This window comes from Nocardia pseudobrasiliensis NBRC 108224, assembly GCF_001613105.1.
Taxonomy (GTDB): domain Bacteria; phylum Actinomycetota; class Actinomycetes; order Mycobacteriales; family Mycobacteriaceae; genus Nocardia; species Nocardia pseudobrasiliensis.
Genome location: NZ_BDBS01000030.1, coordinates 17,417 through 41,823, shown reverse-complemented (window position 1 = coordinate 41,823; position 24,407 = coordinate 17,417). Strand labels below are relative to the sequence as shown.

Sequence of the window (24,407 nt, the reverse complement as noted above, 5' to 3'; positions counted from 1 at the left end):
CATGGGAAACATCCGGGCGGCAGGTTCGAAATACCGCCCGGGATGTGGAAACCCCTTCGGGGACTGGACAGTTGGTTCCGTTTCCCGGTTCGCCTGGCGGCCGGGTCGCGTGGCGATGTGGCGGGGTGAGCCGGCTTCTCGATTGCAGGTGACAGGTATGAGAATCGCGAAAGTTGCCGCCGCGGCGGTACTCTCGACGGCCGCGCTGGGAATTGCCGCCGCGACCGCCCACGGCGAGGCGAGCGTCGCCACGGTGCCCGTGGTGAGCAGTGTCGACCACGGCGTGGAATACACGGCCGCGGTGGCGCCCGATCGTTCCAGCGCAACCGTCACCCTCGCGGCCGGCAAGTTCGTGATGACACCGGCGGGCATCTCCGTGCAAGCGCCCGATGGTTCGCTGATCACGACCGTGCCGACCACTGTGCAGACGGTCTCCGGTCAGCAGGTCCGGGTGGCTCCCGAGATCGACGCCGCGGCAACCACATTGACGCTGAACCCGATCGGCGCGGCCGCACCCGAACCCGGCGCGCCGCAATTCATCGGCGATGCGGGCACCACGGTCGCGGGCGTGCTGATCGGCTGCGCGATCGGCTTCCTGATCGGGCTCATCTTCGCGATCATCGGCGCCGTTCCGGGCTGCGTCATCGGCGGCATCATCGGCGGTATCGCCGGAGCCAACCAGCCGTGACGCCTTAGACCCCGCGACCCTGCCCCACAGGTCGCGGGAACGGGATCGCCGACCGGACCGGTCGGCGATCCACCTACTTGCCGGATCCGGCTGCGCGACGGCACCCCTCGGCCGTGACGCGCAGCCGGTCCGCGAGAGACCATGGTTTCGCTCGAAAGTCGCTCGGCTGAGCGATATTCGGCTCCAACCCGCGGATCGGTCCAATGTATAGGCACCCTATATAGGTGTGTGATACAACCGACAATATGAGCGGGACGGCGCCTGGGGAGGACCTCGGCGAAGTCGCGGCGGCACTGGTCGAGGTGGCCGCGACGCTGGTGCGCCATCTGCCACAGCGCCAAGGCGTCAGTCTCACGACGCTGACCACTCTGGGGCGCTTGGAACGAGAAGGTCCGGCACGGCTGACCGCGTTGGCGGCCGCCGAAGGCGTTGCGCAGCCATCGATGACGCAGCTGATCCAGCGATTGCAACAGCGCGGATTGGTCGAGCGGGTGCGCGATCCCGAGGACGGTCGGGCCTGTCTGATCGCGGTCACCGATACCGGACAGCGGCTGCTGGCCGAACATCGGCGCTCCCGCGATATCTGGCTGACCGGACTGGTGGCGAATCTGCCCGCCGCGGAACGCGAGGCGCTCGGTTCGGCGCTGCGCGTAGCCACGCCGATCGTGCGCAAGATGATTCCACATTTCGAGGAAGTGCCTGATGGCTATCGAGGAAGTGACACGGCAGGCCGGTAGCCCCCGCTCGCAAGGGCGCAAAACCTGGATCGGCGCCGACCACCCCCACTACAAGTGGGTGGCCCTGACCAACACCACACTCGGCGTGCTCGTCGCGACCATCAACGCGTCGATCGTGCTCATCTCACTACCGGGAATCTTCAACGGGATTCGGCTCGATCCGCTGCAACCCGGCAATGTCAGTTATCTGCTCTGGGTGCTGATGGGCTACATGCTCGTGACGGCCGTGCTGGTGGTCGCGCTGGGCAGACTCGGCGATATGTGGGGGCGGGTGCGCATCTACAACGCCGGATTCCTCATCTTCACCATCACCTCGGTGATCCTGTCGCTGGATCCGCTGCACGGCGGGGCCGGGGCGCTGTGGCTGATCGGCTGGCGGGTCGCCCAGGCCGTCGGTGGATCGATGCTGATGGCCAATTCGGCGGCGATTCTCACCGATGCCTTTCCACAGCAGCAGCGCGGAATGGCGTTGGGCGTCAATATGGTTTCCGGGATCGCGGGGTCGTTCATCGGCCTGATTCTGGGCGGGGCGCTGGTGGAATGGGATTGGCGATCGGTGTTCTGGGTGAATGTGCCGATCGGCATCCTCGGCACGATTTGGGCCTATCGATCGCTGCACGAGACCGGGGTGCGCGCTCCCGGGCGAATGGATTGGTGGGGAAATATCACCTTCGCTCTGGGGTTGACCGCGTTGCTGGCCGCCATCACCTACGGCATCCAACCCTACGGCGGGCATGTGATGGGGTGGACCAATCCGTGGGTGCTGGCCGGGTTGATCGGCGGGGTGGCGCTTTTGGCTGTGTTCTGCGTGGTGGAAGTCGAAGTCGCCGAACCGATGTTCCCGCTGCGACTGTTCCGCGATGCGGTCTTCGCGGGTGGCAATGTGGCCACGCTGCTGGGTGCGATCGCGCGGGGTGGGTTGCAGTTCATGCTGATCATCTGGTTGCAGGGAATCTGGCTGCCGCTGCACGGGTTCGATTACGCCGATACGCCGCTGTGGGCGGGAATCTATCTGCTGCCGTTGACGATCGGGTTCCTCGCGGCCGGGCCCATCGCCGGATATCTGTCGGATCGTTTCGGCGCGCGGCTGTTCGCCGCCGGTGGGTTCGTGGTGATGGCCGCCTCGTTCGCGGGACTGCTGGTGCTGCCGACCGATTTCGACTATTCGGTGTTCGCGTTGCTGATCTTCGTCAACGGCCTGGGCGGCGGACTGTTCGCCGCGCCCAATACCTCGATCATCATGTCGAGTGTGCCCGCGGGTGATCGCGGTGCGGCCTCGGGGATGCGGGCCACCTTCCAGAACGCGGGGATGGTGTTGTCGATGGGCGTGTTCTTCTCGCTCATGATCGCCGGGCTCGCGGGCTCGATGCCGCACACCCTGTTCGACGGGCTGACCGCCCAGGGCGTGCCCGCCGCAGCCGCGCAGCCGGTCTCGGCCCTGCCGCCGGTGGGTGTGCTGTTCGCCGCCTTCCTCGGCTACAACCCGATCGAACATCTTCTCGGCCCCGGCATTCTGGCGGACCTGCCACCGGACAATGCCGCGAGATTGACCGGCCGACAATTCTTCCCGGACCTGGTCTCCCAGCCGTTCCACGACGGTTTGGTCGTGGTGTTCTCGATGGCCATCGCGCTATCCCTGATCGCGGCGATCGCATCACTGATTCGCGGCCGGGTACTGTCATCGGAAGCGGCGACCGCGGGTTCGGCGGCGTCCGTTCCGGGGGATCCGGCGTTGGCGGTCTCGGAGGCTCCTGTGCCGGACGGGGAGTCGGGTCTGATCGGGCAGAGGGCTGCGATGCAGGGAGTGTCGGGTGGTGCGGCGGGTGTGTCGGAGGCGGGTGAGGGTGCGGAATCGTTTGTGGCTGTTCGGGGGTGGGTGCGGGCACCGGCGGGGCAGCCGGTGGCACGGGCGCCGTTGACGCTCATTGATCATGCGGGGCATCAGCGGGGGCGGGCGCGGTCGCGGGCCGACGGAGCGTATGAGTTGAGCGTTCCGAAGGCGGGGCGGTATGTGGTGGTTGTGGCCGCTGACGGGTACCGGCCCGATGCTGCCGGTGTGCGCGTGGGGGATTCGGCGGTGACGCATGATTTCGTGCTGACCAGTGCGGGGGGCACGCTGGGGTATGTCCTCGATCGCAATGGCGGGCCGGTCGCGGACGCCACCGTCGTGGTGACCGATGCGCGCGGGGAGGTCGTCGCCGCGGCGGTGACGGGAGTCGACGGGGAATATGTACTGCCGGGGCTGTTTTCGGGGCTGTTCACGATCGCGGCCAGCGCTCGGGGATATCTTCCGGCGGCCGTACCGGCGGAATTCGGCGGCGCCGCGGAGCCGCGCTGTGATCTGGTGTTGACGGCATCCGCCAGGATCGTGGGAACCGTGCGCCACGATCGCACCGATCGGCCCATTCCCGACGCGCGGGTCACGCTGCTGACCGATGCGGGCAGTGCGATTACGGCGACGGCGACCGCCGAGGACGGGAGCTATGTACTCGACGACGTGCCGCCCGGCGCGTATCTGCTTCAGGTGAGCGGATATCCGCCGGTCTCGGCGCGCATTACGGTCAATGGCGCGGGGAATCCGATTCTCGACCTACAACTCGGTCATCCCCGGTAGCGCGACGCGGCCGATTCAATCGGCGGTGACCTCGATGCCTATCGTTCCGTTCTTGCCGCGACGTACGAGGCTACCGGTCACGGTGAGCCAGCCCTGGATCACGTACTTGCGCTTGACCAGCCGGCGCACTCGCTGACTGCCCGCGTCGTCGAGCAGGCGCGCGGTGCCGCGCACGACCTGGCCCCGCGGTTTGCCGGTGACCGAGCACGGTTGCAGAGTGACGGCCTGGTTGTTGCGCAGCCGCTTGACCTTCCCGCTGTCGGTCACGGTCCAGATGTAGAGTTTGTCGCCGTCGAGCACCGCCCACACCGGGGTCGCCACCGGGCTGCCGTTCTTGCGAAACGTGGCGAGCAATACGTAGTTCGCGGTGCCGACGCCACCGAAGGGGTTGTCCACCCGGGCAGCCTAACCCGAGGTCGCCGGATCGTCGTCGGCCATGCGGTATTCGCCCGCCTCGAGCCGCTCGACAAGCCGTCCCGTCCAATCGGTGAATCCGGCGAATACACCGCTCCACAGCTCGAGCAGATCGGGGGAGTGCGGGGCCTCGTAGCGGCCCGGGAATTCGGGCATCATCGCCAGCAGACCGTCGCGGATCTCCGCTGTGCGGCGACGTTGAGCGGTCAGCAATTCGATCACCCGGGCCCGTGGCAGCGCGTCCATCAAGGCGATGCCCGCGCCGAGCTCCTCCATATCCACACTGCCGAGGGCGTTTTCGAGCAGGCGGAAGAATTCCTGCTCCCCGTGCGGGGTCAGCTCGAACAAGGTGCGGCCGGGTCCCAGATCGCTGGCCTCGGTGCCGAGTGCGCGCAGTCGGCCCTCACGAGTGAGCTGTTTGAGCGCGTGGTGGATCGAGCCGGGCTTCACATTGGTCCATTCCTCGGCGCGCCACGACAGCAGTTCCTGCCGGACCGCGTAGCCGTAGGTGGGTTGACGCAGGCGGATCACGCCCAGTACCAGCAGTCGGACTGCCGACATATGCCACTCCTCTCGATCGAATACGCATACTAATCAAATTTGACTTCCACCGCTTGCGGCCCTAACCTCGGGTAGACAAATTTGGCTAGCTCGACAGGAGGGCGAATTGGTCGCCACCTCGGTTCCAATCCTCTGGAGCGGGGATCTCCCGCAAACGCTGGATTTCTATCGGGCCCTCGGCTACATCGTGACCGCCGAACAGACCCGTCCCTACCATTACGGCGCTGTCACCCGCGACGGATGCGATGTGCATTTCGGCCCGTCGCCACGCCCGATCGATCCCGGGGCCGTGGCCTATGTCGGCTGCCTGGTAATAGTCGACGAGGTGGAGGATCTACACGCCGAATTCTCCGCCGCACTGCGAGCGCGCTACGGGAAGGTCCCCTCGCGAGGTATCCCGCGTATCACCAGATTCCGCCCCGGACAGACCCGCTTCACCGTCGTCGACCCGGTCGGCAACTCGATCATCTACATCCGCCGCGGCGAACCCGACTTCGAACACGGCGGCGCGAAATCCCTGACGGGCCTGTCCCGAGCCATCGACAACGCCCGCAACCTGCGAGATTTCAAGAACGACGACCGAGCCGCGGCCCGAGTTCTGGAAACGGGCCTCCGCCGCCACGGCACGCAATCCTCCACTTCGAACCGAGCCCGAGCCCTGGCCATTCTCGCCGAAATCGCCATCGCCACAGCCGATCTCACCCGAGCGTCCGAACTCCGTCGCGAAATCTCCACTCTCGACCTGACTGCCGAGGACCGCGCCACAATCGCCGCCGACCTGCGCGAGGTCGATGACCTCGAGACGTGGTTGCGGGAGTGATCGTGACGGAGGTCGGGCGCGGACGGTCCGGAGATCACCGGTCGGCCGGGGATCGGTCGTCGATGGCCGACATGTGCTGCTCGGCCCATTGTCGTAGCGCGGCGAGCGGAACCTCCAGGGACATACCGAGTTCGGTGAGGCGATAGTGGACCTGGGGTGGGACGGTGGGTTCGACGCGGCGGGCGACGAGGCCGTCGCGCACCAGTTGCCCGAGGGTGACCGACAGCATCTTCTGGGAGATGCCCGGGATGCGGCGGCGCAGTTCGGCGAAGCGCACCTCGGACGGATTGGCCGCCGCGAGGATTTTCACCACCATCGAGACCCATTTGGAGCCGATCCTGTCCAGCAGTTGCCTGGTCGGACAGGCGGGATCGAACAGATCGCCGCGCTGGGTAGTCACCTGGAGCTCACCACCTGAGTCGAAAGTGCCGTCTTGGCCGATCCAACCAGGTTACCTACCGTGATGTGGTCACCGATGGTTACCAGTTTCGAGGTGGAGATGAGCACCGGTATCGCACTGCACAGGGTCACGGCGAACGGGATCGACATGAATGTCGCCGTCGCCGGGGCGGGTTCCGCGATCCTGCTCCTGCACGGGTTTCCACACACCTGGCAGGTGTGGCGGGGCGTGCTGGACAGACTCGCGAGCACGCATCGGGTGATCGCGCCCGACCTGCGCGGACTGGGTGCGACCACCCGTCCGGAAAGCGGTTACGACGCCGGAAATTTGGCCGCGGACGCGATTGCCGTGCTGGATGCCCTGGGCGAGACCCGCGCGGATGTAGTGGGGTTCGATTTGGGTGCTGCTCCGGCGTTCCTGACCGCGAGGCAGCACCCGGATCGAGTTCGCCGCCTGGTGCTGATGGAGGCGATTTTGGGCCGGTTACCCGGAGCCGAGGATTTCCTGCGCGACGGACCGCCCTGGTGGTTCGGCTTCCACGCCGTCCCGGGCCTGGCCGAATCGGTGCTCATCGGGCATGAGGACTCCTATATCGATTGGTTTCTGACCGCGGGCACGCGTGGCCGCGGTGTCCCCGCGCAACTGCGCGCCGCGTTCGTCGCCGCCTACACCGGCCGCGACGCGCTGCGCGCCGCCTTCGCCCACTACCGCGCACTGCCCGAGAGCGCCCGCCAGATCGAGAACGCCACGACCGCAACCCGATTGCGAATGCCGACGCTGGCCGTCGGAGCGCATCCGGTCGGCGATGCCCTCGCCCGCCAGTTGCGTTCCCGCACCGACGATCTGACGGAGGTCGTGATCCCCGACTGCGGCCACATCGTTCCCATCGACGGGCTTCCGGCGCTGCTGCCACTGCTCACCGACTTCCTGACACCCCGGTGATCCCGTGCCGTCAACGTTCCGGGCAGCTCCACCGGGTACCTGTCTGCCGATACTCCTCGACGGGTATCGGTTCGGTTCCATGGCGCATGCTGGTGGTGGATTCGCCGGTGCGGTCGACATTCAGGCGGCGAGGGTCAGTACTGTCGGACCGTTTTCCGTGATGGCGATGGTGTGTTCGGAGTGGGCGGTGCGGGAGCCGTCGGCGGAGCGGAGGGTCCAGCCGTCGGGGTCGGTGATTATGCGGTCGGTGGTGGCGGCGAACCAGGGTTCCAGGGCGATGGTCAGGCCGGGGAGGAGGCGGTAGCCGCGGCCGGGGGCGCCGTTGTTGGCGATGTGGGGGTCCTCGTGCATGGTGCGACCCAGACCGTGGCCGCCGAACTCGGTGTTGATGGGGTAGCCGTGGGCGTGGGCGACGGCGGCTATGGCGGCGGAGATGTCGCCGATTCGGTTGCCGGGGACAGCGGCGGCGATGCCGGCCGCGAGGGCCTCCTCGGTAGCGCGGACCAGGCGGAGGTCCTCCTCGGCGGCGGTGCCGACGATGACCGTGATCGCCGCGTCGGCCACCCAGCCGTCGATGCCGACGGCCAGATCCATGGTCAGCACATCGCCGTCGCGCAGGCGGTAGTCGAACGGAAGTCCGTGCAGCACAGCGTCGTTCACCGACAGGCAGATGGTATTGCGGAATGGGCCGCGCCCGAACGAGGGTGCGTAGTCCCAGTAGCACGAGGTCGCGCCGCGCGCGCGGATCCGTTGGCGCACATGCTGTTCCAACTCGAGCAGATTCACCCCCACCTGCGCCCGCTCGCGCAGCTCGCCCAGGACCTCGGCGACGAACCGTCCCGTCACCCGCATGCGCTCGATCTCCCGGGCCGTCTTCAACTCGACCACGTTCACCTCCAGTATCGGTATTTAAATACCGACCATAGCGCTTGCGGTATTTGAATACCAACCCGTAGTCTGAGGGCATGGTTCGCCTCCCGCTCACTCCGGCCCAGGTGGCGGCCGGTCGCCGACTCGGCTCCTATCTGCGGGCCGCCCGCGCCGAACGCGATCCGGCCGAGGTCGCGCGGGTCGCGGGCATCTCCCCGGAGACCCTGCGCAAGATCGAATCGGGCCGCCTGCCCAGCCCGGCCTTCGGCACGGTCGTCGGTCTGAGCCGGGCGCTGGATATTCCGCTGCAGGAGTTGGCCGAGGTGTGGCAGTCGGCCGCGCTGGCCGAATCGGCTTGACATCACTCCGCGGTGAGCTCGGTGGGCACCGCGATCACGTCGACCATGGCCCCGTTGCGCAGAACCGTCAGCGGCAGCGGCCGGGCGATCGTGTCGGCCAGCAGATGGCGCTGCAGTCCCTGAGCGTTGTGGACATCGGTGCGGGCGATGCTCAGGATGAGGTCGCCCGTGCGCAGCCCGGCGCGGTCGGCGGGCGCATTGCGGACGACCTCGACAATGCGTAGCGCGGTCTGCTGACCGATGCGCGCGGCGACCGCGGCGGGCACGGGCGCGGGAACGCCGACGATGCCGAGGTAGCCGCGGCGCACCCGCCCCTCGGTGCGCAGTGTGGTGATGATTCGCCGGGTGGTGCTGTTGATCGGAATCGCCAGGCCCAGACCGATTCCTGCGACGGCGGTATTGACCCCGACCACCCGCCCTGCCGAATCCGACAGCGCGCCACCGGAATTGCCCGGATTGAGCGCGGCATCGGTTTGGATCACATCCTCGATGATCCGCGTCGTGCGACGGGTCCCCACCGGCACGGAACGGCCGAGCGCGCTCACCACCCCGGCGGTCACCGATCCGGCCAGCCCGAGCGGACTGCCCACCGCGACAACCAACTGCCCGACCACCAAACTGTCGGCATCTGCGAGCGGCACCGCATCCGGCGCGCCGCCACGGGCCCGCAATACCGCCAGATCCGACAGCTGATCGACGCCCACCACATCGAAGCGCCCCTCGGCCCCGTCGGCGAACACCAACGTCCCCGTATTCGCCGAACCCACGACATGCGCATTGGTCAGCAGGAACCCGTCATCGGTGAACACCACCGCTGACCCGCCCCCGCGCCGGGTCTGCACGCTCGCGACATGCGGTGTCACCGCGCGGGCGACCGAGACGACCGTCCTGGAATAGGCATCCAATGCCGCCGCGTCGGTGGATCCGCCGAGCAGCTCATCGCTCGTCGAATCGTTCGCGGCGCCCGCGATCGCATCCTCGGCCACGGCGACCACCACCTCTATTACACGATTACAGTGTTGCTCTCCTCCAGGATCCACGGCACGACCCCACCCGCCACCCGTGTTCGCCCGCAGCGCAAATCCCGCGCGTCGTTTCAATCGTGCAGGGCCCGGAACGCCCGATACAGATTCGCCTTGTCCTCGAACCCGATTCCCGGCGTCTCGCCCAGCCGCAGCCGCCCGCGCTCGATGATCGCCGAATCGGCGAAGCCGCCGGTCGGCTGGAATTCCCCGGGATAGGACTCGTTGCCGCCGAGGTGGGCGGCCGCGGCGATATGGCAGGCGAACTGATGTCCGCCGTGCGGAATACAGCGCCGCGACGACCAGCCGTGGCGGCGCAGCATGTCCTGGGTGCGCAGATATTCGACCAACCCGTAGCCGAGCACCGGATCGAATTGCAGGATGTCGCGATCCGGGCGCAGGCCGCCGTATCGGATCAGATTGCGGGCATCGGTGGTGGAGAACAGATTCTCCCCGGTCGCCAGCGGTAACGAATAGTGTTCGGCGAGTGTGGCATTGAGCGCGAAGTCCAGGGGATCGCCCGGCTCCTCGTACCAGCGCAGGCCGTAGGGTTCCAGGGCCCGGCCGTAATCCAGCGCCGTCGCGAGATCGAAACGACCGTTCGCGTCGACCGCCAGCCGATTGCCGTCGCCGCCGAGGACCTCGAGCACGGCCTCGATCCGCTTCAAATCCTCGGCCAGCGGCGCGCCACCGATTTTGATCTTGACGACGTCGTAGCCCTGTCCGAGGAATTCGGCGATCTCGTCCCGCAGCCGCGCGAGATCCTTGCCCGGCGCGTAGTAGCCGCCCGCGGCGTAGACGAATACATCCTCATCCGGTTCGCCGAGCTCGAAATGCTTTGCCAGCCAACGATGCAGCGGCTGCTCGGCCAGCTTGGCGGCCAGATCGAACAGCGCCATATCGATCACGCCGACGGCCACCGAACGCTCACCGTGCCCGCCGGGTTTCTCGTTGCGCATCATGACATCCCACGCGCGCACCGGATCGATCGCCGCTTCGTCATCGGTCAGCAATTCGTCCGGCGGCGCGGCCAGCAAGCGCGGAATGATCCTGCGGCGCAGTATTTCTCCCGCGCTGTAGCGGCCGTTGGAGTTGAAGCCGTAGCCGACGACGGGCTGCCCGTCGCGCACGACATCGCTGACCACCGCCACGATCGAACAGTCCATGGCGCTGAAGTCGATGAAGGCGTTGCTCATCGCGGAGCTGATCGCCACGGTGCCTTCGTGAATTGCGACGATTCGGGGCACGGTATTCCTCCTCAGGGTGTATTCGACAGGGGCTCAGTGGTTTCGGGCTCGATCGAGTGGTTGCGGGACCCGATCGTGGCGGCGACCAGATCTCGATCCAGCCCGCCGGGCTCGTAGCGGGCGACCACCACGGCCGCGACCGCATTGCCCAGCACATTGGTGAGCGCACGCGCCATGGACAGGAACCGATCCACCGACAGCACCAGCGCCAGTCCGGCCACCGGGACCAGCGCGGTCGCGGCGACGGTGTTGGCAAGGGTGACGAATGCCGAACCGCTCACTCCCGCAGTTCCTTTGGACAGCACCAGGAAGATCAGAAACAGTGTCAACTGATCCCCGAAGGTCAGCGGCACTCCGTACACCTGGGCGATGAAGACCACGCAGATCGGCACCACCACCGCCACGCCGTCCAGATTGAACGAATAGCCCGACGGCACCACCAGACCCACCACTGCCCGTCGGCATCCCACCTCCTCGAGCCGCTGCATCAGTTGCGGCAGAACGGCTTCCGAGGATGAGGTGCCGAGGACGACCAGCAGTTCGCGCCGCAGATGCCGGATCAGCCGCCACAGCGAGAATCCCGCGACGCGGGCGATCACGCCGAGAATCACCACGATGAAGACGACCATGGCGAGAACCGACACCCCGACCAGCTTCATCAACGCGGTCAGGGTCTGCGGTCCGTATCGGCCCACCGTCGCGGCCACCGCGCCGAAGGCGCCGATCGGCGCGAGCAGCATGACCAGCCGGATCAACCGGAAGAAGACCTCCGAGAGCGTCGCGCACCCGCGCACCACCGGCGCCGACACCGGCTCGGGCAGCGCCACGACGGCCAGAGCGAACAGCACCGCCACGACCAGGACCTGGATCACCCCGCCGGTGGCGAACGCGCCGACGATATTGTCGGGCACCATTTTCGACAGAAACGCGCCGAAGGAGGTGTCGCGCCCGGCATTGGGCACATAGGTGGAGAGTTGATCCGACGCGTGCTCCGGCCGGTGCACGCCCGCTCCGGGCCGCAGCAGGTCGACCGCGGCCAGTCCGAGCAGCATGCCCACGGTGCTGACGATCTCGAAGTAGATCAGCGCCTTCACCGCGATGCGGCCGACCGCCTTCAAACCGCCGGTGGTGACGATGCCGGTGACCGTGACCAGGAAGACGATCGGCGCGATGGCGATCTGGATCAGATCGATGAATACCGTCGCGAGCGGCTGCGTCGCGGTGGCCTGGCGCGGGGCCGTCGACCCGAATATCGCGGCGGCGATCACCGCGACGAGGACCTGCAGACTGGTACTGCCGACCAGCCGTCGCCAACGCGGCGGTACAGTCGAATCATCTTCCTCGGCAAGGGATTTGGATTGCGTGAGCGACATGACGCACCTCGTTCACCGCTCCGGGACCAGCGTCGCGCGCAGGGCGTCGCGGTCGACGGTGAGGCCGAGGCCGGGCCGGTCGGGAACCGTGATGCGACCGGCGGCCGGTCGGGGCGAGTCGGGAAACAGCAGTTGGCCGACCTGGGCCATGCCCACATGCCACTCCAGCAGCCAGCCGTTCATCAGACCGGCCAGGGTGTGCAGGTTGAACAGCGGCCAGCCGCCGCCGTGTGCCAGCGGCAGGTTGTAGATCTGGGCCAGATGCGCGGCCTTGCGCGCCTCGGTGAAACCGCCGCAGTAGCAGACATTGGGCTGCAGGATGTCGACGCCTCGGTGGTCGACCAATTCGCGGAGCCGCCAGCGATGCCCTTCCATCTGCCCGGCCGCGATCGGGACGCGGGTGTTCGCGCGCAGATCGGCCAGTGCGCGAGCGTCGTTCTGCTGCAACGGTTCCTCGAACCAGGTGAGGTTCACATCCTCGACCGCGCGGGCGAGCAAGGCCGCCTCGGTGGGGGTGAACAGGTAGTTCGCATCGATCATCAGGTCGATGTCGTCGCCGACCTCCGCGCGGACCGCGCGAATTCGCACGGCGTCCTCGCGCCAGCCTCGATCATCCACGGCCACAACCATTTTCAATGCGGTGAAGCCGTGTTCGACTTGCAACCGGGCCGCGGCCGCGAGCAGCTCGCGGTCGTACTGCGGGAAGCCGAACGTCACGTATACCGGCACGCTCGCGCGCGCCCCGCCGAGCAGGCTCGCGACCGACCGGCCCGCCTGCTTGCCGATGATGTCCCACAGCGCGATATCGAGCAGCGACAGCGCGCTCGAGACCACACCGGTCATCGCGCGCGGGTTCAGGCGACGCCAGATTCGCTGATGGATCGCCTCGAGTTCGAGGGGGTCGAGGTCGAGTACGGCGGGGAGGAAATGTTGTTCGAGGGCGGCCACGACGGCGCGGGCCAGGAAATGCCCGGTGACCGCGACGCCGGTGAGTCCCTCATCGGTCTCCACCTCGCAGAACACGAACTCCTTCTGTTCCTCGCGGCCGTAGCCGCTGACCCGTTCGTCCAGTAGTGGCACCTCGATCGACATGGTGTGCACACTCGCGCGAATGTCTTTGATCCTCATCCGACAGCCTCCACCGGCTCGGGCCTTCATCAGGGCTCCGAGTGTGCGCGCACCAATCGTCAACTGTCAACGATTTGCAATTTGCCTGCCGCTGTGGTTCACTGCGCGAATCGCCCGTGCCGTCGATGTGAAGAGGGGTCATGACGCTGTCGGATGAGCGCGACGACGCGGTGATCAACGCGCTGCAGCGCAAGGTCGCCGAGCGACAGGCGACCTCGCTGCCGCAGCTGATCGTGGGTGAACTCGAACGCATGATCATCACGGGTGCGCTGAGCGGCGGGGACCGCATCAACGAATCGGCGCTCGCGCTGCGGCTCGGGGTCAGCCGGGGTCCTATTCGGGAGGCCTGCCGTCAGCTCGAGCGGGATCGGCTGGTCGAATTCCGCACCAATCGCGGCATGTTCGTGCGGGAGATCTCGCTATCGGAGGCCGCGGCGCTCTACGACGTGCGGGCCGGGCTGTTCCGCACGGCCGGTCGCCTCGCGGCCGAGCGGGCGAGCGCCGATCGAATCGACGAATTACGTTCTCGCGTCGCACAACTGGCGGCGGCCGTCCCCGATGTGGACGACTACTACCCGGGCAATGTCGATCTGCATCGCGCGCTGGTGGCCCTCGCCGAAAATCCGAGGCTGGCCGAGCTGTACGACAGTGTCTCCAAGGAACTGCATCTGTTCCGGCGGCACGGTCTGGAAACGACGGCGGCGCGGGAGGTTTCGAACGGTCAGCACGCCGCGATCATCGAGGCGCTGGCGGCGGGCGATATCGCGGCGACGGCCCGGTTGATGGAGGAACACATTCTGTCCGGCAAGCAGCGCATGCTCGCCGCGGCCGGAGAGTAGGGCCGGTTCGAACGACGCACGCGGCCGCCGGGAATGCTCGTAGGCTGTGGCCATGGCGGGCGAGGTGTCGGTGTGGGTTCCGATCGTGGTGGCGGGCATGGGCTTTGCCGGGGTACTGGGTGCGCAGTTCGTCGGATCGTGGCGTGAGGATCGGCGTCGGCGGCGAGATCGCGAGCGCCATGACGACGATCGGCGCTATCAGGCACGGCAGGACGCACACGCCCAGCGTCTGGGCGCTGTCGAATATTGGGACGCCACGTTGCATCCGATCTGGCAGGCGCGGATCGCGAATGCGGGGGTCGGTGCGGCGGCGCAGACACGGCTTCGAGAGGCCGCCGAAGCGACGACCCGGACGCTGGGACTGGTGGTTCTGGTCGCCCCGGAACGGTTCCGCGCACTGATCGCCGACGTCACGGTTCCGCGCATGCGTTTCGCCGCCGCGCCACTCGACGATGCCGTCGATGCCGAGCAGTCGCGCCTCGACTGGCGCGTCTGCCAGGACAATTACCGGCGGCTTCGCGCGCTCATGCGCGTGGACCTCGGATTCGACGCCGAGACGGCATATCTCGGCGAATCGGGCTCGGCCTGATTCGTGCGCGGGTGCTAGTTCCGGCGGATGACGGGAGCGGGGGCGGTCTGTGGGAAATCGGCGGCGTCTTCGAGGTATTCGCGGTATTCGACCAAGGCGTGGTCGAGTAGGCGGGTGAGGGCCGCTTGCAGAGCGCGGGGCTCGGCGGGGCGGACGGTGAGGGTGCGTGTGCCGGTTTCCAGGTAGCGGCCGTCGGATTCGATGTCGTACCAGCGGATCGTGCCGACCTTGCGTGGTCGGCGATTGCCGAGGTTGCGGGGGCCGCGGAAGACGGTGAGGACGCCCGCGCCGGTGGCCGGGCGGCGCACGAGGCGGCGATAGCGTTGCAGGGGAGTCGATTCGCCGGTGTAGCGGAGGGCGGGTTGGTTCTCGAGGTAGAGGTCGGCCGCGCCGAAGGCCTCGGCGGGCTGGTCGCCCGGCGGGCATTCCGGGAGCAGGGCGAGCAGGCGGGTGGGTAGTTGGTCGGTGGGGAGGATGCTCAGTTCGATGCGGGTCTGTCGGATGAACTGCACGGCCAGCGCGGCATGTCGATCGTGCCGGGCGGCGGCCACCCGCACCGGCCCGGAATCGTCGGAGACGCCGTGGATTTCGGCCCACACCTCCGGTTCGGTGAGCACCGTGAAGGCTCGCCGCAGCAGATCCGCCTCGTTCCAACTCAACCGGCCGTGTTCGGAGTACTGGTGACGGACCTCGGCCCAGAACCGGTCGCGTTCGTTGATATGGCTGAACCTGGACAGATAGTCGAGCGGATAGAGCATCCGATCGTTCGCCGGTCCGTACCAGAGCGCCGCGAACTCCTCCGAATCGAACGACCAGGTCGCCATCGGCTACTCGCCGATCGTGGGCGGGACGATCGGTTCCTTACCCGTCTCCGCCCCCTGCGACTCGTTCTGCATCCGCACCTTCTTACCGCGTCGATCCCGATCGCCCTGGAACCGCAATCTGATTCGCGGCAGTCGGTGCTGATCGGGATGTTGGGGGATGGATCCGTCGTGGGACAGATGCGCGGCGGCCGCGCCGACCACGCCCGCGGCGGCGGGGCCCGCCTCGGGCATGATGTCGGGGACGTCGGTGTCGGTTTGCGGGTGGAGTGGTGCTGGCGGCATGCCGGGTTTCGGCATCGGGGATTGTGGGGTGCCGGGTTGTCCTGGGCCCGCGCTGGGGGGTGCGGTGACCGATGGTGAATGTGGCTGTGGTGTTGGAGGATTCGATGTCGCGGGAGGCGGAGTGGATCCCGGTGCCGCGACCGCTGGCGGTGCGGCTGGCGCCGCGGGCTCGGATGGTGCGGCTGGCACTGCGGTCCCAGCAGACGCGGGTGGCGGTGCGGGCACGGACGGCGCGGCCGATGCCGGGGGCGCGGCGGGTATGGGGGCGGACGGCCCGGGTGCCGGGGGCGCCGGCGGGACATGCGGCACAACACCACTCGTCGATTGGAAATTCGGAGCACTCGGCGCGGGCGCGGACGGCCGACCCGCATCGGTTCCCGCTGAACTGGGTGCTTGCGGGCTGTTCGTCTGAGCCCGAGGCGAATCCACCACCTGCCCGGATCCCGAACCGCCCCCCTCGGTGGGCGCATTCGTCGGCGCGGGAGCCCCGCCCAACGACGAACTGGACTGCGCCCCACCGGAGCTCGACGTCGCCCCGGGCGACTGACCGCCGACTGTCGCATCGGCTCCGGTACCGCCCGAGACGACGGGTGCGCTCGCTCCGGGCGTCGAGCCGGACGGCAGCGGTGTATTCGACTGCGGCTGAGGCGCATTGGGCATCGACGGAGTGCTGCCGGACGAGGTGGGCGGCAGATTCGGGCTACCTGGAACAGGTTGCGGAGAAATCGGACCGGACGATGCGGGTCCGCCGACATTCGGGGCTGTCCCGGCGGCCGGGAGGTTCGGCGTGCCGGTATGAGGATTCACCGGTGTGCCCGGAATCGGCTGGGGGGACTGGGCGCTCGGGTATGGGCCCGGCGTGGTGGTGCCCGGAATCGGTTGTGGGGTGTACGTGCCCGGGTAAGGAGTTGGTGTGGTGGTGCCCGGTGTCGCTGCGATGGGTGGGTTTGGTGCGCCGGTGTGTGGGGTGGCCGGAATGGGTTGTGGGGGCTGCGCGCTGGGGTTGGGGGTTGGTGTGGTGGTGGATGGGATGGGGGTGCCGGTGTGTGGGGTGGCTGGGATCGGTTGTGGGGGCTGCGTGCTGGGGTTGGGGGTTGGTGTGGTGGTTCCTGGGGTGCCGGTGTGTGGGGGTGTTGGAGAGGGTGGGGTTGAGTTCGAGAGGGGCGTGTTGAGTTGGGGCTGGGAGAGGTCGGGGGTGTGGGTTGGGGGGAGGGCGTGTTCGGGGGTGGTGAAGATGGGGGTGGAGGCGGAGGTTGGGATGGTCGCGGGGATTTCGGAGTGTGATGCGAGATAGTCCGTGCTGCTGGGTGTTTCGAGCTGAGGGTGGGGGATTTGGGAGGTGGAGCCCGGGATGGGCTGGGGGAGGGTGGGGTCCGTGGGGTGGGTTGAGGTGGGGAGTGTGGGTTTGGGGGTGGTGTCGTCCGGAAGGGGGATCTGGGTATCGGGTGATGGGGGTGACCAGAGGTTGTCGCTGTGCTGCGGTGGGGTGGGGCCGCTGTGGGGCGGTGCACCGGTGAGAGGAGTGTCGGTGCGGAGGGTGGGGGTGGTCGGATCGCCTTGGGGCACTGTGGGGTGCAGGTCGGAGACCGGAGCGAAGATCGGGTGCTGGGGAGCGGGGCGGTCCGGTTGGGGGGCGGCCGGGTCGTCGCTGAGAAGCTGGTCGTCGTTGGGACGGAACAGGGTGCTGATGAGGTCGCCGGGGTGGTTCGGTCGTGTGGTTGCCACCGGCTCGATCCGGGGGGCGTCGGTTGATCCGTTGCGGGCAACCGGTGTTGTGGCGGAACCGGATTCGGCGGCGGACAGCGGCGGGGGGAAGGTGGGGAGTTTGGCCGACTGGTTGGTGAAGGGAATCACGTAGCGCTGGTGCATGATCTGGCGGGCGTCGTCCTGGGCCTGTCGGGCTGCCCGGGATTGGGTGTCGTAGCCGGTGGGGTCCTGTTTGGGATCGGCGGTGGGGCTGACCGGTTCCGGGATGTAGGACTTGGTGGTGAGCGCGGCCTGAGCGGTGTCGGCGACGGCCTGGCCGGTCTGCTGGAACAATTCACCGAGTTCGGCGGCGTGGTCGGTGTAGGCGGTGAGGGTACTGACCGCCGTGTCGGCGGCGGCGCCGGTCCAGTGACCGTCGACGGCGGTGCGCACCGCGCGCAGTAGCTCGTCGGTGGAATCGCGCCATTGCGTATGGGCCTGACCCCACGCGGTGACCACATCGGAACTGAGATCGCCGACAGTCTGGAACGCGTCGTAGATCTGGCGATGGGTCAGCGCGTCGACATTCTCCGGATCGGTGATCGCGGGCTGGTCGTAGCCGGTCATACCGCTTCTCCGGGCTGTTGGGCCTGCACATCGCGCAGGCGGGCGGCGAATTCGCTGTCGGTTTCGCGTAGGCGTTCACCGATCGTGCGGAATAGGGTCTGCAAATCGTCGGCTACCTGCCAATGCTGCCGCAGAATCGCCTCGGCGCTGGCCTGGTCGCCCGCGGCCTTCTCCCGGAAACGCCGCACCATCGTCTGAGCCGAGGTGAGAATGGCGGCCTGTTCACCCAGGCCCCACGATTCGTGGCCCGATACCGTGCCGGTGAGTCGCACGATGGCCTCGATATCGGCTTTGCGTTTGCGCATGGCCTGGTCGAGAGCCAGGAACGTCTGCGGATCCACCTGCAGCGAAACCGCCCCCGCCCTGGCCTGTTCGATCAATGGACCGAATCCGCCATTCTGTTCCATGCTGTCCCCGCCTCGACTGTATGTTCGTGTGATCGCTTGGACGCGTCCGCGGCGCACACGGTTCCCGTCGATCCCGAATGACTTGAAACCTCTTGTGCGCCAATGTATTCACGCACAGCATCCGGAGGGTATCGGCGGCGCGGACGGCGTCGTGTTCGAACCGGTGGGGCGATTCTGTCATACGGGCGGCGGTCGCGACAGCCGATGCGGGCATCGATCGCCCGGCGCGGCGGTCAGCGCGGTTCGGTCGTGAACAGCGGCAGCGCGGCCTCGGCGATCGCCTCGGCGGACGGCAGCGCCGACAGCGCCGCGGGCGGGCTGAGATGCCGCTGCAGCGCGCGTTGATGCGCGGCCCCGACCAGCAGCAATGCCGCCGGACGCAACGTCTCGCGGTCCGGGCCCAACTGCGTCAGCACCGCCTCGACCGCCCGATGCGGGCCCAGATCCAGATCGCGACTGCGTGCGGAATAGGTCGCGCGCAGTTCCGCATCGGACAGGATGGCCGCCATCACCGGAATCGCGACGAGGAAGAACTCCTCCAGCGTCGCGATCAGTGCCAGCAGATCATCGCGCAACTCCGCCGCTCGGCCGGGCCGATCGGCGAGCATATCCTTCAGCGGCCGCAGATGATGCTGAATCACCGCGTCCAGCAGTCCCATTCGATCGCCGAAGTGATAGAAGATGCTCGATTCGGCGACGCCCGCGCGCGCCGCGACCTCCCTGGTCGACAATCGCGCCACGCCCGATTCGGTCAGCAACCGCTGAGCACTCTCGATCACCGCCTCGCGCACACCCGTGCGCGGCCTGCCCCGTGCGCGTCCCTCGGCCGCCACATCGCCTCCTGATATTCAACGGATCCTTGCAGTATGCCGCACCGGGTCGTATTTTCTGAGTACCAACTCAGTAATTAAGAAGGGTGCCTCCCATGACTGATTCGATCACCGCACCGCCCTCGCGGCTGCGGGCACAATCCCTCGTGGACGCGGTGATGCGGACGCTGTTGCGGACCCCGCTGCTGCATCGGCTGTTGAGCGCCAAACTGCTGATCATCACCGTGATCGGCCGCAAATCCGGGCGGGAGTACGTCAATCCGGTCGGCTACGCCGAACACGACGGACAGCTACTGATCGGCACGGCCGCCGGATGGCGGCGCAATCTGCGCGACGGCGAACCGGTGCGCATCATCTGGCGCGGGCGCAGCGTGGACGCGGACTGGGAGGTGATCTCCGGGGAGGAGCGGCTGGTCGAGCCGTATCGGATCATCTTGAGCCACAACCCGACCCACGGCCGGTTCGCGGGCATCGCATTGGACTCCGACGGCCGGGTGATTCGCGAGCAGTTGCGTCGCGCGGTCGAGCGTGGAACGGTCGTGGTGCGCCTGCGTCCGCGGATCTAGTGTTCTGAGTCGTTAATTCGCAGTCAGTTGTAGGCTGTGGCGGTGCCGAGCCCGGTTGCGGTGGATGTGACGTTGACCGATGACGAGCGTGCCCAGTTGCAGGCGTGGGCGCGCCGTCGCACCACCGCACAGGCGTTGGCACTACGCGCGCGGATTGTCCTTGCGTGTGAAGGGGATTCGAGTAATACGGCGATTGCGCGGGAGCTGGGGGTATCTCGGGCGTCGGTGACGCGCTGGCGTAACCGGTTCGCCACCGATCGGCTCGACGGGCTGCTCGACGAACCGCGGCCGGGGCGGCCGCGCACCATCGCCGACACCCGGGTCGAAGAAGTGATCACCCGGACGCTGGAAACCGCACCCAAGGACGCGACGCACTGGTCGACGCGATCGATGGCCGCCGAGGTGGGCCTGACCCAGAGTGCGGTGTCGCGGATCTGGCGCGCGTTCGGACTGGCTCCGCACAAACAGGATTCGTGGAAACTGTCCAAAGACCCGTTGTTCGTCGACAAGGTCCGCGACGTGGTCGGGTTGTATCTGAACCCGCCCGAGCGGGCGCTGGTGCTGTGCGTGGACGAGAAAACCCAGATCCAGGCCCTCGACCGTACCCAGCCGGTGTTCCCGATGCTGCCCGGCGTCCCGGCGCGCGCCAGCCACGACTACGTCCGCCACGGCACCTCCAGCCTCTACGCCGCACTGGACCTGACCAGCGGCAAGGTCATCGGCGCACTGCACTCCCGCCACCGTGCCGCCGAGTTCCTGGCCTTTCTGCGCACGATCGAGGATCGGGTCCCCGCCGAGCTGGAGGTGCACCTGGTCCTGGACAACGCCTCCACTCACAAGACCCCGGCGGTGAAGCGCTGGCTCGCAGCACATCCCAGGTTCGTGCTGCACTTCACCCCGACCAGCAGCTCGTGGCTGAACCTGGTCGAACGCTGGTTCGCTGAGCTCACCACCAAAAAACTGCGCCGCTCCACCCACACCAGCGTCCGCCAGCTCAACGCCGACATCCGCGCATGGATCGAAACCTGGAACGAGGACCCCCGCCCCTACGTCTGGACCAAGACCGCCGACCAGATCCTCGAATCCATCGCCCGCTACTGCCAGCGAATTAACGACTCACGACACTAGTGATCCTCGGCGCGCTCCTTACGGGCCCGCAGCCACAGCTCGATCTTGTCCAGACTTCCGCTGCACACCACCGCGTCGGTATCGTCCAACAGATTCCAGCCGTAGGGCGGACGCGATTCGCGCCGGACCCGCCATCCGGGCCCCGCCTCGGATTCGATGGCGCACAACCACTGCCGGATCGACTCGGGTTCGTGGGAGTGATCCGGTTCCGGTGGCGGTGGCGAAGTCACCGCGGGCCCGTCCCGGAGCGGGCCTGGCCTGCGGTCGGGCACACGATGGGAATCCTATCTGCGCGGCCCGCGGCCCCGGTGCCGTTTGGCCCGGATACGCCAGGGGAGTTACCGGTCAGCGCACTTTCGGTCACCTAGGTGGCTCGGCTGACCGAGGACATGTGGAAGTCGGGAATGCGCAACGGCGGCATGGCCGTTCGCGTGAACCAGTCCTTCCACTCCCTCGGTAGGGTCACCTCGGTCGCGCCCGCCTCGGTGACCCGGCGCAGCAGATCGACCGGACTCTCGTTGAAGCGGAAGTTGTTGACCGCCGCGGTCACCCGACCGTCCTCGACCAGATACACCCCGTCGCGGGTGAGTCCGGTGAGCAGCAGCGTGGCCGGATCGACCTCGCGGATGTACCACAGACAGGTCAGCAGCAGACCACGTTCGGTGCGGGCGACCAGTTCGTCGAGCGAGGCGTCCGATCCGCCCGACATGAGCAGATTGCCGCCCGGCGGGGTCACCGGAGCGTCGTATTCGGCGGCGGTGGCGCGCGGATAGACCAGCGATTCGATCACGCCCTCGCGAATCCAGTCGACCCGCCGCGCGGACAGCCCGTTGTCGAAGACCGACAGCTGTTCGGAGGAGGCCGAGGTCGCGACGAACGGGCGGTATTCGAGGCCGGGCGCGGTCGGATCGGAGTACAGGGTGAGCGGAATATCGGTGAGCCGCTCGCCGATTCGCGTGCCGCCCGCGCGGGAGAACGCGTTATGCCCCTCCTGTGCGCCGCGTCCCTCCATCTCCCAGGCCATGTAGATCATCAGATCCGCGACGGCCGACGGCGGCAGCAGCGTCTCGTACCGCCCGGCGGGCAGTTCGACACGCCGCTTGCACCAATCCAGGCGGCGATTCAGTTCGCTCAGCAGTCCCGGCACATCGACATCGCCGAAATCGACCGTGCCCGCGCCGACCCAGGCGCTGGCCGCGGAAGCGGATTCGCCACGCTTGCCGTTGATTTCGATCGAACCGGTCGGCTGGGTCCAGCGGCGGCGGATACCGGTCGAGGTGCCCAGCCACGTGGTGTGCAGTTGGTGATGGGCGAAGCCGTAGAGCCGATCCGCGCTGTCGAATCCCACGGCCAGATCGCGGGCGAGATCGGTGAAGACCTCGATGCCCGTCGCGGCGGGCTCATCGGACCAGTCGGACGCGGCCGGGCTCGACGAGGCGTCCAGCAGCGGCATCGCGTCGCGCGCGGGCGCGGCGTCACCGGCGGCCCGTTCGCTGGCGCGCACCACGGCCTCGATCTCGCCGGATTCCACACTCGTCGAACTCACGCTGCCGATCCGGGCCTTGTCCGGCCCCTCGCGGAACACCGAGACGACCGCCCAGTCCCGAGAAATCGAGGATCCGTTGGTGGTCATGGAGTTTCCGGCCCAGCGCAGCGACGCCTCGTGCGCGTCGGTGACGATCACGATCGCCTCGTCCGCCCGCGAGGCGGCCAGCGCCCGTTCCACGACCTCGCCGCCGTGCAGCACCGTCACCGTCCCGCCTCCTGTGTTCCGCGGGACACCCGCACCTGGTCAGCCCCGCGAGACGCCGCGCTTCGGTAGCTCACCGTGCCTCCAAACGGGTGTTGAGAATGTTGACCCCGCGCACCAGCACCGACGGACAGCCGTGGCTGACCGCGGCGACCTGGCCCGGTTGCGCCTTACCGCAATTGAACGCACCACCGAGCACCCAGGTCGACGGGCCGCCCACGGCCTCCATCGAACCCCAGAAATCGGTGGTGGTGGCCTGATAGGCGACGTCGCGCAACTGCCCGGCCAGTTCGCCATGGCGGATGCGGAAGAAGCGCTGTCCGGTGAACTGGAAGTTGTAGCGCTGCATATCAATCGACCAGGACTTGTCGCCGACGATGTAGATGCCGTCCTCGACCCGGGAGATGAGTTCGGCGGTGCTGGTATCGACGTGCGGATCCGGCTGCAGCGAGACATTGGCCATGCGCTGGATGGGCACGTGGTGGGCGGAGTCGGCGTAGGAGCAGCCGTTGGAACGATCCAGCCCCAGCCGCGGCGCGAACGCGCGATCGAGCTGATAGCCGACCAGGACGCCGTCGCGGATCAGATCCCAGCGCTGCCCGGCCACGCCCTCGTCGTCGTAGCCGACGGTGGCCAGGCCGAATTCCTGGGTGCGGTCGCCGGTGACGTGCATGATCGGCGTGCCGTAGCGCAGCGTGCCGAGTTGGTCGGGGGTGGCGAAGGAGGTTCCGGCGTAGGCGGATTCGTAGCCGATGGCCCGGTCGTATTCGGTGGCGTGGCCGATGGATTCGTGAATGGTCAGCCACAGATTGCTCGGGTCGATGACCAGATCGGCGGGGCCGGGGGCGACCGTGGGGGCCTTGACCTTCTCGGCCAGCCATTCCGGAATCCGCGCGAGTTCGCCCGCCCAATCCCAGATTCCGTCGGCGCCGGTGACGTACTCCCATCCGCGACCGGCCGGGGCGGCCAGGGTGCGCATGGTCTCGAAGGCGCCGGCCGACGGGTCGACGGTGACGGCCTCGAGCTGCGGATGCAGCCGCACCCGCTGCTGGGTGATCGCCGAACCCGCGGTGTCGGCGTAGTAGACCTGCTCCTTGACCTGCAGCACCGAGGCGGTGACGTGGTCGACGCCGTCCGCGGCCGACAGACGCTCCGAATAGTCCTGCAGCAGCGCCACTTTCTCCGGCGTGGGCACGGTGAACGGATCGACCGCGTAGGCCGAGACCCAGTGCGCGTCGGCGTAGACCGGCTCGTCGGCCAGTTCCACTCGCTCCCGATTGAGCGCGCGCAGCGTGGTCGCGACCGTCACAGCGCGCCGGGCCACCTCGGCGGCGGTGGCGGGGGACAGATCGGCGTGGGAGGCGAAACCCCAGGTGCCGTCCACGATCACGCGGACCGCGAAGCCGAGATCGGTGGCGTCGCGGACGGATTCGACACGCCCGTCGCGCAGCCGGATCGACTGGGTGACCAGCCGGTGCACGCGCAGATCGGCATACTGGGCGCCGGCGGCGCGCGCCGCGGTGAGCGCGGCGTCGGCCAGTTCGGCCAGCGGAAGCGCGCGGAACTGTTCGTCCACGTCCCGGGTAGCGAGGCTCACCTCGAACACGCTAATTGCTGGTGAATACTTAGATCAACAGGGTGGAGATTCCGGCCGGAACAAGATTTGGAAAACCTCGTTCGCGACACGCCGTGCAAACCTGCATC

General features: G+C 67.6%; 26 protein-coding genes and 1 pseudogene. 12 read left to right on the top strand and 15 right to left on the bottom strand.

The features are described 5' to 3' along the window. Positions 1–157 precede the first annotated feature (157 nt). The 4 genes and pseudogenes from NP4_RS22890 to NP4_RS42720 all read left to right on the top strand — a co-directional run bounded on the left by NP4_RS22890 (position 158) and on the right by NP4_RS42720 (position 4,039). A complete protein-coding gene (locus NP4_RS22890) occupies positions 158–688 on the top strand; it encodes a DUF8020 domain-containing protein (protein WP_068001360.1) in 531 nt (176 codons plus the stop codon). A 245-nt stretch (positions 689–933) separates the two neighbouring features. Next, the gene (locus NP4_RS22885; protein WP_068001358.1) at positions 934–1,425 is read left to right on the top strand and encodes a MarR family winged helix-turn-helix transcriptional regulator; all 492 of its coding nucleotides are present in this window, start codon (positions 934–936) and stop codon (positions 1,423–1,425) included. Next, positions 1,391–3,094 (top strand): annotated as a pseudogene (locus NP4_RS42725) (MFS transporter); the annotation flags it as partial. The gene NP4_RS22885 and the pseudogene NP4_RS42725, both read left to right, overlap by 35 nt. 126 nt (positions 3,095–3,220) lie before the next feature. Beyond that, positions 3,221–4,039, top strand: coding sequence for an MSCRAMM family protein (locus NP4_RS42720; RefSeq protein WP_245997622.1), 819 nt, complete (start codon positions 3,221–3,223; stop codon positions 4,037–4,039). A 15-nt stretch (positions 4,040–4,054) separates the two neighbouring features. Here NP4_RS42720 and NP4_RS22875 read toward each other — a convergent pair whose 3' ends face one another. Further along, positions 4,055–4,435, bottom strand: coding sequence for a PPOX class F420-dependent oxidoreductase (locus NP4_RS22875; protein ID WP_068001355.1), 381 nt, complete (start codon positions 4,433–4,435; stop codon positions 4,055–4,057). Between the two features lie 9 nt (positions 4,436–4,444). Further along, positions 4,445–5,014 (bottom strand): PadR family transcriptional regulator, encoded by a 570-nt coding sequence (locus NP4_RS22870; protein ID WP_068001352.1) that lies wholly within the window; start codon positions 5,012–5,014, stop codon positions 4,445–4,447. Between the two features lie 106 nt (positions 5,015–5,120). On the opposite strand from NP4_RS22870, the gene NP4_RS22865 reads away from it, so the two are divergent. Then, positions 5,121–5,834 (top strand): DUF8817 family protein, encoded by a 714-nt coding sequence (locus NP4_RS22865; RefSeq protein ID WP_068001348.1) that lies wholly within the window; start codon positions 5,121–5,123, stop codon positions 5,832–5,834. A gap of 34 nt (positions 5,835–5,868) precedes the next feature. Here NP4_RS22865 and NP4_RS22860 read toward each other — a convergent pair whose 3' ends face one another. After that, positions 5,869–6,234: a winged helix-turn-helix transcriptional regulator gene (locus NP4_RS22860; protein ID WP_068001344.1), complete on the bottom strand. Its 366-nt coding sequence runs from the start codon at positions 6,232–6,234 to the stop codon at positions 5,869–5,871. Positions 6,235–6,309: 75 nt separating this feature from the next. Here NP4_RS22860 and NP4_RS22855 point away from each other — a divergent pair, with 75 nt between their 5' ends. Beyond that, positions 6,310–7,176 carry an alpha/beta fold hydrolase gene (locus tag NP4_RS22855; protein ID WP_245997414.1) on the top strand — a complete coding sequence of 289 codons (867 nt, stop codon included), beginning with the start codon at positions 6,310–6,312 and terminating at the stop codon, positions 7,174–7,176. A gap of 120 nt (positions 7,177–7,296) precedes the next feature. Here the strand turns inward: NP4_RS22855 and map are convergent, their stop codons facing one another. Beyond that, a complete protein-coding gene (gene map, locus NP4_RS22850; RefSeq protein ID WP_068001636.1) occupies positions 7,297–8,064 on the bottom strand; it encodes a type I methionyl aminopeptidase in 768 nt (255 codons plus the stop codon). Positions 8,065–8,141: 77 nt separating this feature from the next. Between map and NP4_RS22845 the strand changes: the two genes are divergently transcribed. Further along, on the top strand, positions 8,142–8,405 hold the full coding sequence (locus NP4_RS22845; protein WP_068001342.1) for a helix-turn-helix transcriptional regulator: 264 nt from the start codon (positions 8,142–8,144) through the stop codon (positions 8,403–8,405). A 2-nt stretch (positions 8,406–8,407) separates the two neighbouring features. Here the strand turns inward: NP4_RS22845 and NP4_RS22840 are convergent, their stop codons facing one another. From NP4_RS22840 to NP4_RS22825, 4 genes are all read right to left on the bottom strand, one after another. Beyond that, positions 8,408–9,340, bottom strand: coding sequence for a S1C family serine protease (locus NP4_RS22840; RefSeq protein WP_068001633.1), 933 nt, complete (start codon positions 9,338–9,340; stop codon positions 8,408–8,410). A 161-nt stretch (positions 9,341–9,501) separates the two neighbouring features. Beyond that, positions 9,502–10,674: a mandelate racemase/muconate lactonizing enzyme family protein gene (locus tag NP4_RS22835; protein ID WP_281277652.1), complete on the bottom strand. Its 1,173-nt coding sequence runs from the start codon at positions 10,672–10,674 to the stop codon at positions 9,502–9,504. Between the two features lie 11 nt (positions 10,675–10,685). Continuing rightward, positions 10,686–12,047: a cation:dicarboxylate symporter family transporter gene (locus tag NP4_RS22830; protein ID WP_082876140.1), complete on the bottom strand. Its 1,362-nt coding sequence runs from the start codon at positions 12,045–12,047 to the stop codon at positions 10,686–10,688. Between the two features lie 12 nt (positions 12,048–12,059). Then, on the bottom strand, positions 12,060–13,175 hold the full coding sequence (locus tag NP4_RS22825; RefSeq protein WP_068001339.1) for a mandelate racemase/muconate lactonizing enzyme family protein: 1,116 nt from the start codon (positions 13,173–13,175) through the stop codon (positions 12,060–12,062). Between the two features lie 140 nt (positions 13,176–13,315). Between NP4_RS22825 and NP4_RS22820 the strand changes: the two genes are divergently transcribed. Continuing rightward, positions 13,316–14,014 carry an FCD domain-containing protein gene (locus tag NP4_RS22820; RefSeq protein ID WP_114755563.1) on the top strand — a complete coding sequence of 233 codons (699 nt, stop codon included), beginning with the start codon at positions 13,316–13,318 and terminating at the stop codon, positions 14,012–14,014. Positions 14,015–14,066: 52 nt separating this feature from the next. Further along, the gene (locus NP4_RS22815; RefSeq protein ID WP_068001334.1) at positions 14,067–14,603 is read left to right on the top strand and encodes a hypothetical protein; all 537 of its coding nucleotides are present in this window, start codon (positions 14,067–14,069) and stop codon (positions 14,601–14,603) included. 14 nt (positions 14,604–14,617) lie between these two features. Here NP4_RS22815 and NP4_RS22810 read toward each other — a convergent pair whose 3' ends face one another. Continuing rightward, the gene (locus tag NP4_RS22810; RefSeq protein ID WP_068001332.1) at positions 14,618–15,427 is read right to left on the bottom strand and encodes an ESX secretion-associated protein EspG; all 810 of its coding nucleotides are present in this window, start codon (positions 15,425–15,427) and stop codon (positions 14,618–14,620) included. A gap of 3 nt (positions 15,428–15,430) precedes the next feature. Then, complete coding sequence (locus NP4_RS22805) at positions 15,431–15,724, bottom strand: hypothetical protein (RefSeq protein WP_147287897.1); 294 nt, start codon at positions 15,722–15,724, stop codon at positions 15,431–15,433. A gap of 1,848 nt (positions 15,725–17,572) precedes the next feature. On the opposite strand from NP4_RS22805, the gene NP4_RS22790 reads away from it, so the two are divergent. Then, entirely contained in the window at positions 17,573–17,860 is a 288-nt protein-coding gene (locus NP4_RS22790; protein ID WP_068001322.1) for a hypothetical protein, read from the top strand. 158 nt (positions 17,861–18,018) lie between these two features. On the opposite strand, the gene NP4_RS22785 is transcribed toward NP4_RS22790, so the two are convergent. Further along, positions 18,019–18,429 (bottom strand): hypothetical protein, encoded by a 411-nt coding sequence (locus NP4_RS22785; protein ID WP_068001318.1) that lies wholly within the window; start codon positions 18,427–18,429, stop codon positions 18,019–18,021. A gap of 233 nt (positions 18,430–18,662) precedes the next feature. Continuing rightward, positions 18,663–19,262, bottom strand: a complete 600-nt coding sequence (locus NP4_RS22780; RefSeq protein WP_211335833.1) for a TetR/AcrR family transcriptional regulator — start codon at positions 19,260–19,262, stop codon at positions 18,663–18,665. A 92-nt stretch (positions 19,263–19,354) separates the two neighbouring features. Here NP4_RS22780 and NP4_RS22775 point away from each other — a divergent pair, with 92 nt between their 5' ends. Next, on the top strand, positions 19,355–19,825 hold the full coding sequence (locus tag NP4_RS22775) for a nitroreductase/quinone reductase family protein (protein ID WP_082876138.1): 471 nt from the start codon (positions 19,355–19,357) through the stop codon (positions 19,823–19,825). A 42-nt stretch (positions 19,826–19,867) separates the two neighbouring features. Beyond that, the gene (locus NP4_RS22770) at positions 19,868–20,953 is read left to right on the top strand and encodes an IS630 family transposase (RefSeq protein ID WP_068001618.1); all 1,086 of its coding nucleotides are present in this window, start codon (positions 19,868–19,870) and stop codon (positions 20,951–20,953) included. On the opposite strand, the gene NP4_RS22765 is transcribed toward NP4_RS22770, so the two are convergent. The 3 genes from NP4_RS22765 to NP4_RS22755 form a co-directional block, all read right to left on the bottom strand. Continuing rightward, the gene (locus tag NP4_RS22765) at positions 20,950–21,183 is read right to left on the bottom strand and encodes a hypothetical protein (protein ID WP_068001312.1); all 234 of its coding nucleotides are present in this window, start codon (positions 21,181–21,183) and stop codon (positions 20,950–20,952) included. The genes NP4_RS22770 and NP4_RS22765 overlap by 4 nt on opposite strands. Before the next feature lie 134 nt (positions 21,184–21,317). After that, entirely contained in the window at positions 21,318–22,700 is a 1,383-nt protein-coding gene (locus tag NP4_RS22760) for a TldD/PmbA family protein (RefSeq protein ID WP_068001615.1), read from the bottom strand. Positions 22,701–22,776: 76 nt separating this feature from the next. After that, on the bottom strand, positions 22,777–24,300 hold the full coding sequence (locus tag NP4_RS22755) for a TldD/PmbA family protein (protein WP_373863859.1): 1,524 nt from the start codon (positions 24,298–24,300) through the stop codon (positions 22,777–22,779). Positions 24,301–24,407 lie beyond the last annotated feature (107 nt).

Excerpts from the sequence above, each read along its gene's own strand:
- NP4_RS22890 (WP_068001360.1), top strand. The coding sequence starts at position 158 with ATGAGAATCGCGAAAGTTGCCGCCGCGGCGGTACTCTCGACGGCCGCG.
- NP4_RS22885 (WP_068001358.1), top strand. The coding sequence starts at position 934 with ATGAGCGGGACGGCGCCTGGGGAGGACCTCGGCGAAGTCGCGGCGGCA.
- NP4_RS42720 (WP_245997622.1), top strand. The coding sequence starts at position 3,221 with ATGCAGGGAGTGTCGGGTGGTGCGGCGGGTGTGTCGGAGGCGGGTGAG.
- NP4_RS22870 (WP_068001352.1), bottom strand. The coding sequence starts at position 5,014 with ATGTCGGCAGTCCGACTGCTGGTACTGGGCGTGATCCGCCTGCGTCAA.
- NP4_RS22855 (WP_245997414.1), top strand. The coding sequence starts at position 6,310 with ATGGTTACCAGTTTCGAGGTGGAGATGAGCACCGGTATCGCACTGCAC.
- NP4_RS22845 (WP_068001342.1), top strand. The coding sequence starts at position 8,142 with ATGGTTCGCCTCCCGCTCACTCCGGCCCAGGTGGCGGCCGGTCGCCGA.
- NP4_RS22830 (WP_082876140.1), bottom strand. The coding sequence starts at position 12,047 with ATGTCGCTCACGCAATCCAAATCCCTTGCCGAGGAAGATGATTCGACT.
- NP4_RS22825 (WP_068001339.1), bottom strand. The coding sequence starts at position 13,175 with ATGAGGATCAAAGACATTCGCGCGAGTGTGCACACCATGTCGATCGAG.
- NP4_RS22820 (WP_114755563.1), top strand. The coding sequence starts at position 13,316 with ATGACGCTGTCGGATGAGCGCGACGACGCGGTGATCAACGCGCTGCAG.
- NP4_RS22815 (WP_068001334.1), top strand. The coding sequence starts at position 14,067 with ATGGCGGGCGAGGTGTCGGTGTGGGTTCCGATCGTGGTGGCGGGCATG.
- NP4_RS22810 (WP_068001332.1), bottom strand. The coding sequence starts at position 15,427 with ATGGCGACCTGGTCGTTCGATTCGGAGGAGTTCGCGGCGCTCTGGTAC.
- NP4_RS22805 (WP_147287897.1), bottom strand. The coding sequence starts at position 15,724 with ATGCCGAAACCCGGCATGCCGCCAGCACCACTCCACCCGCAAACCGAC.
- NP4_RS22785 (WP_068001318.1), bottom strand. The coding sequence starts at position 18,429 with ATGGAACAGAATGGCGGATTCGGTCCATTGATCGAACAGGCCAGGGCG.
- NP4_RS22775 (WP_082876138.1), top strand. The coding sequence starts at position 19,355 with ATGACTGATTCGATCACCGCACCGCCCTCGCGGCTGCGGGCACAATCC.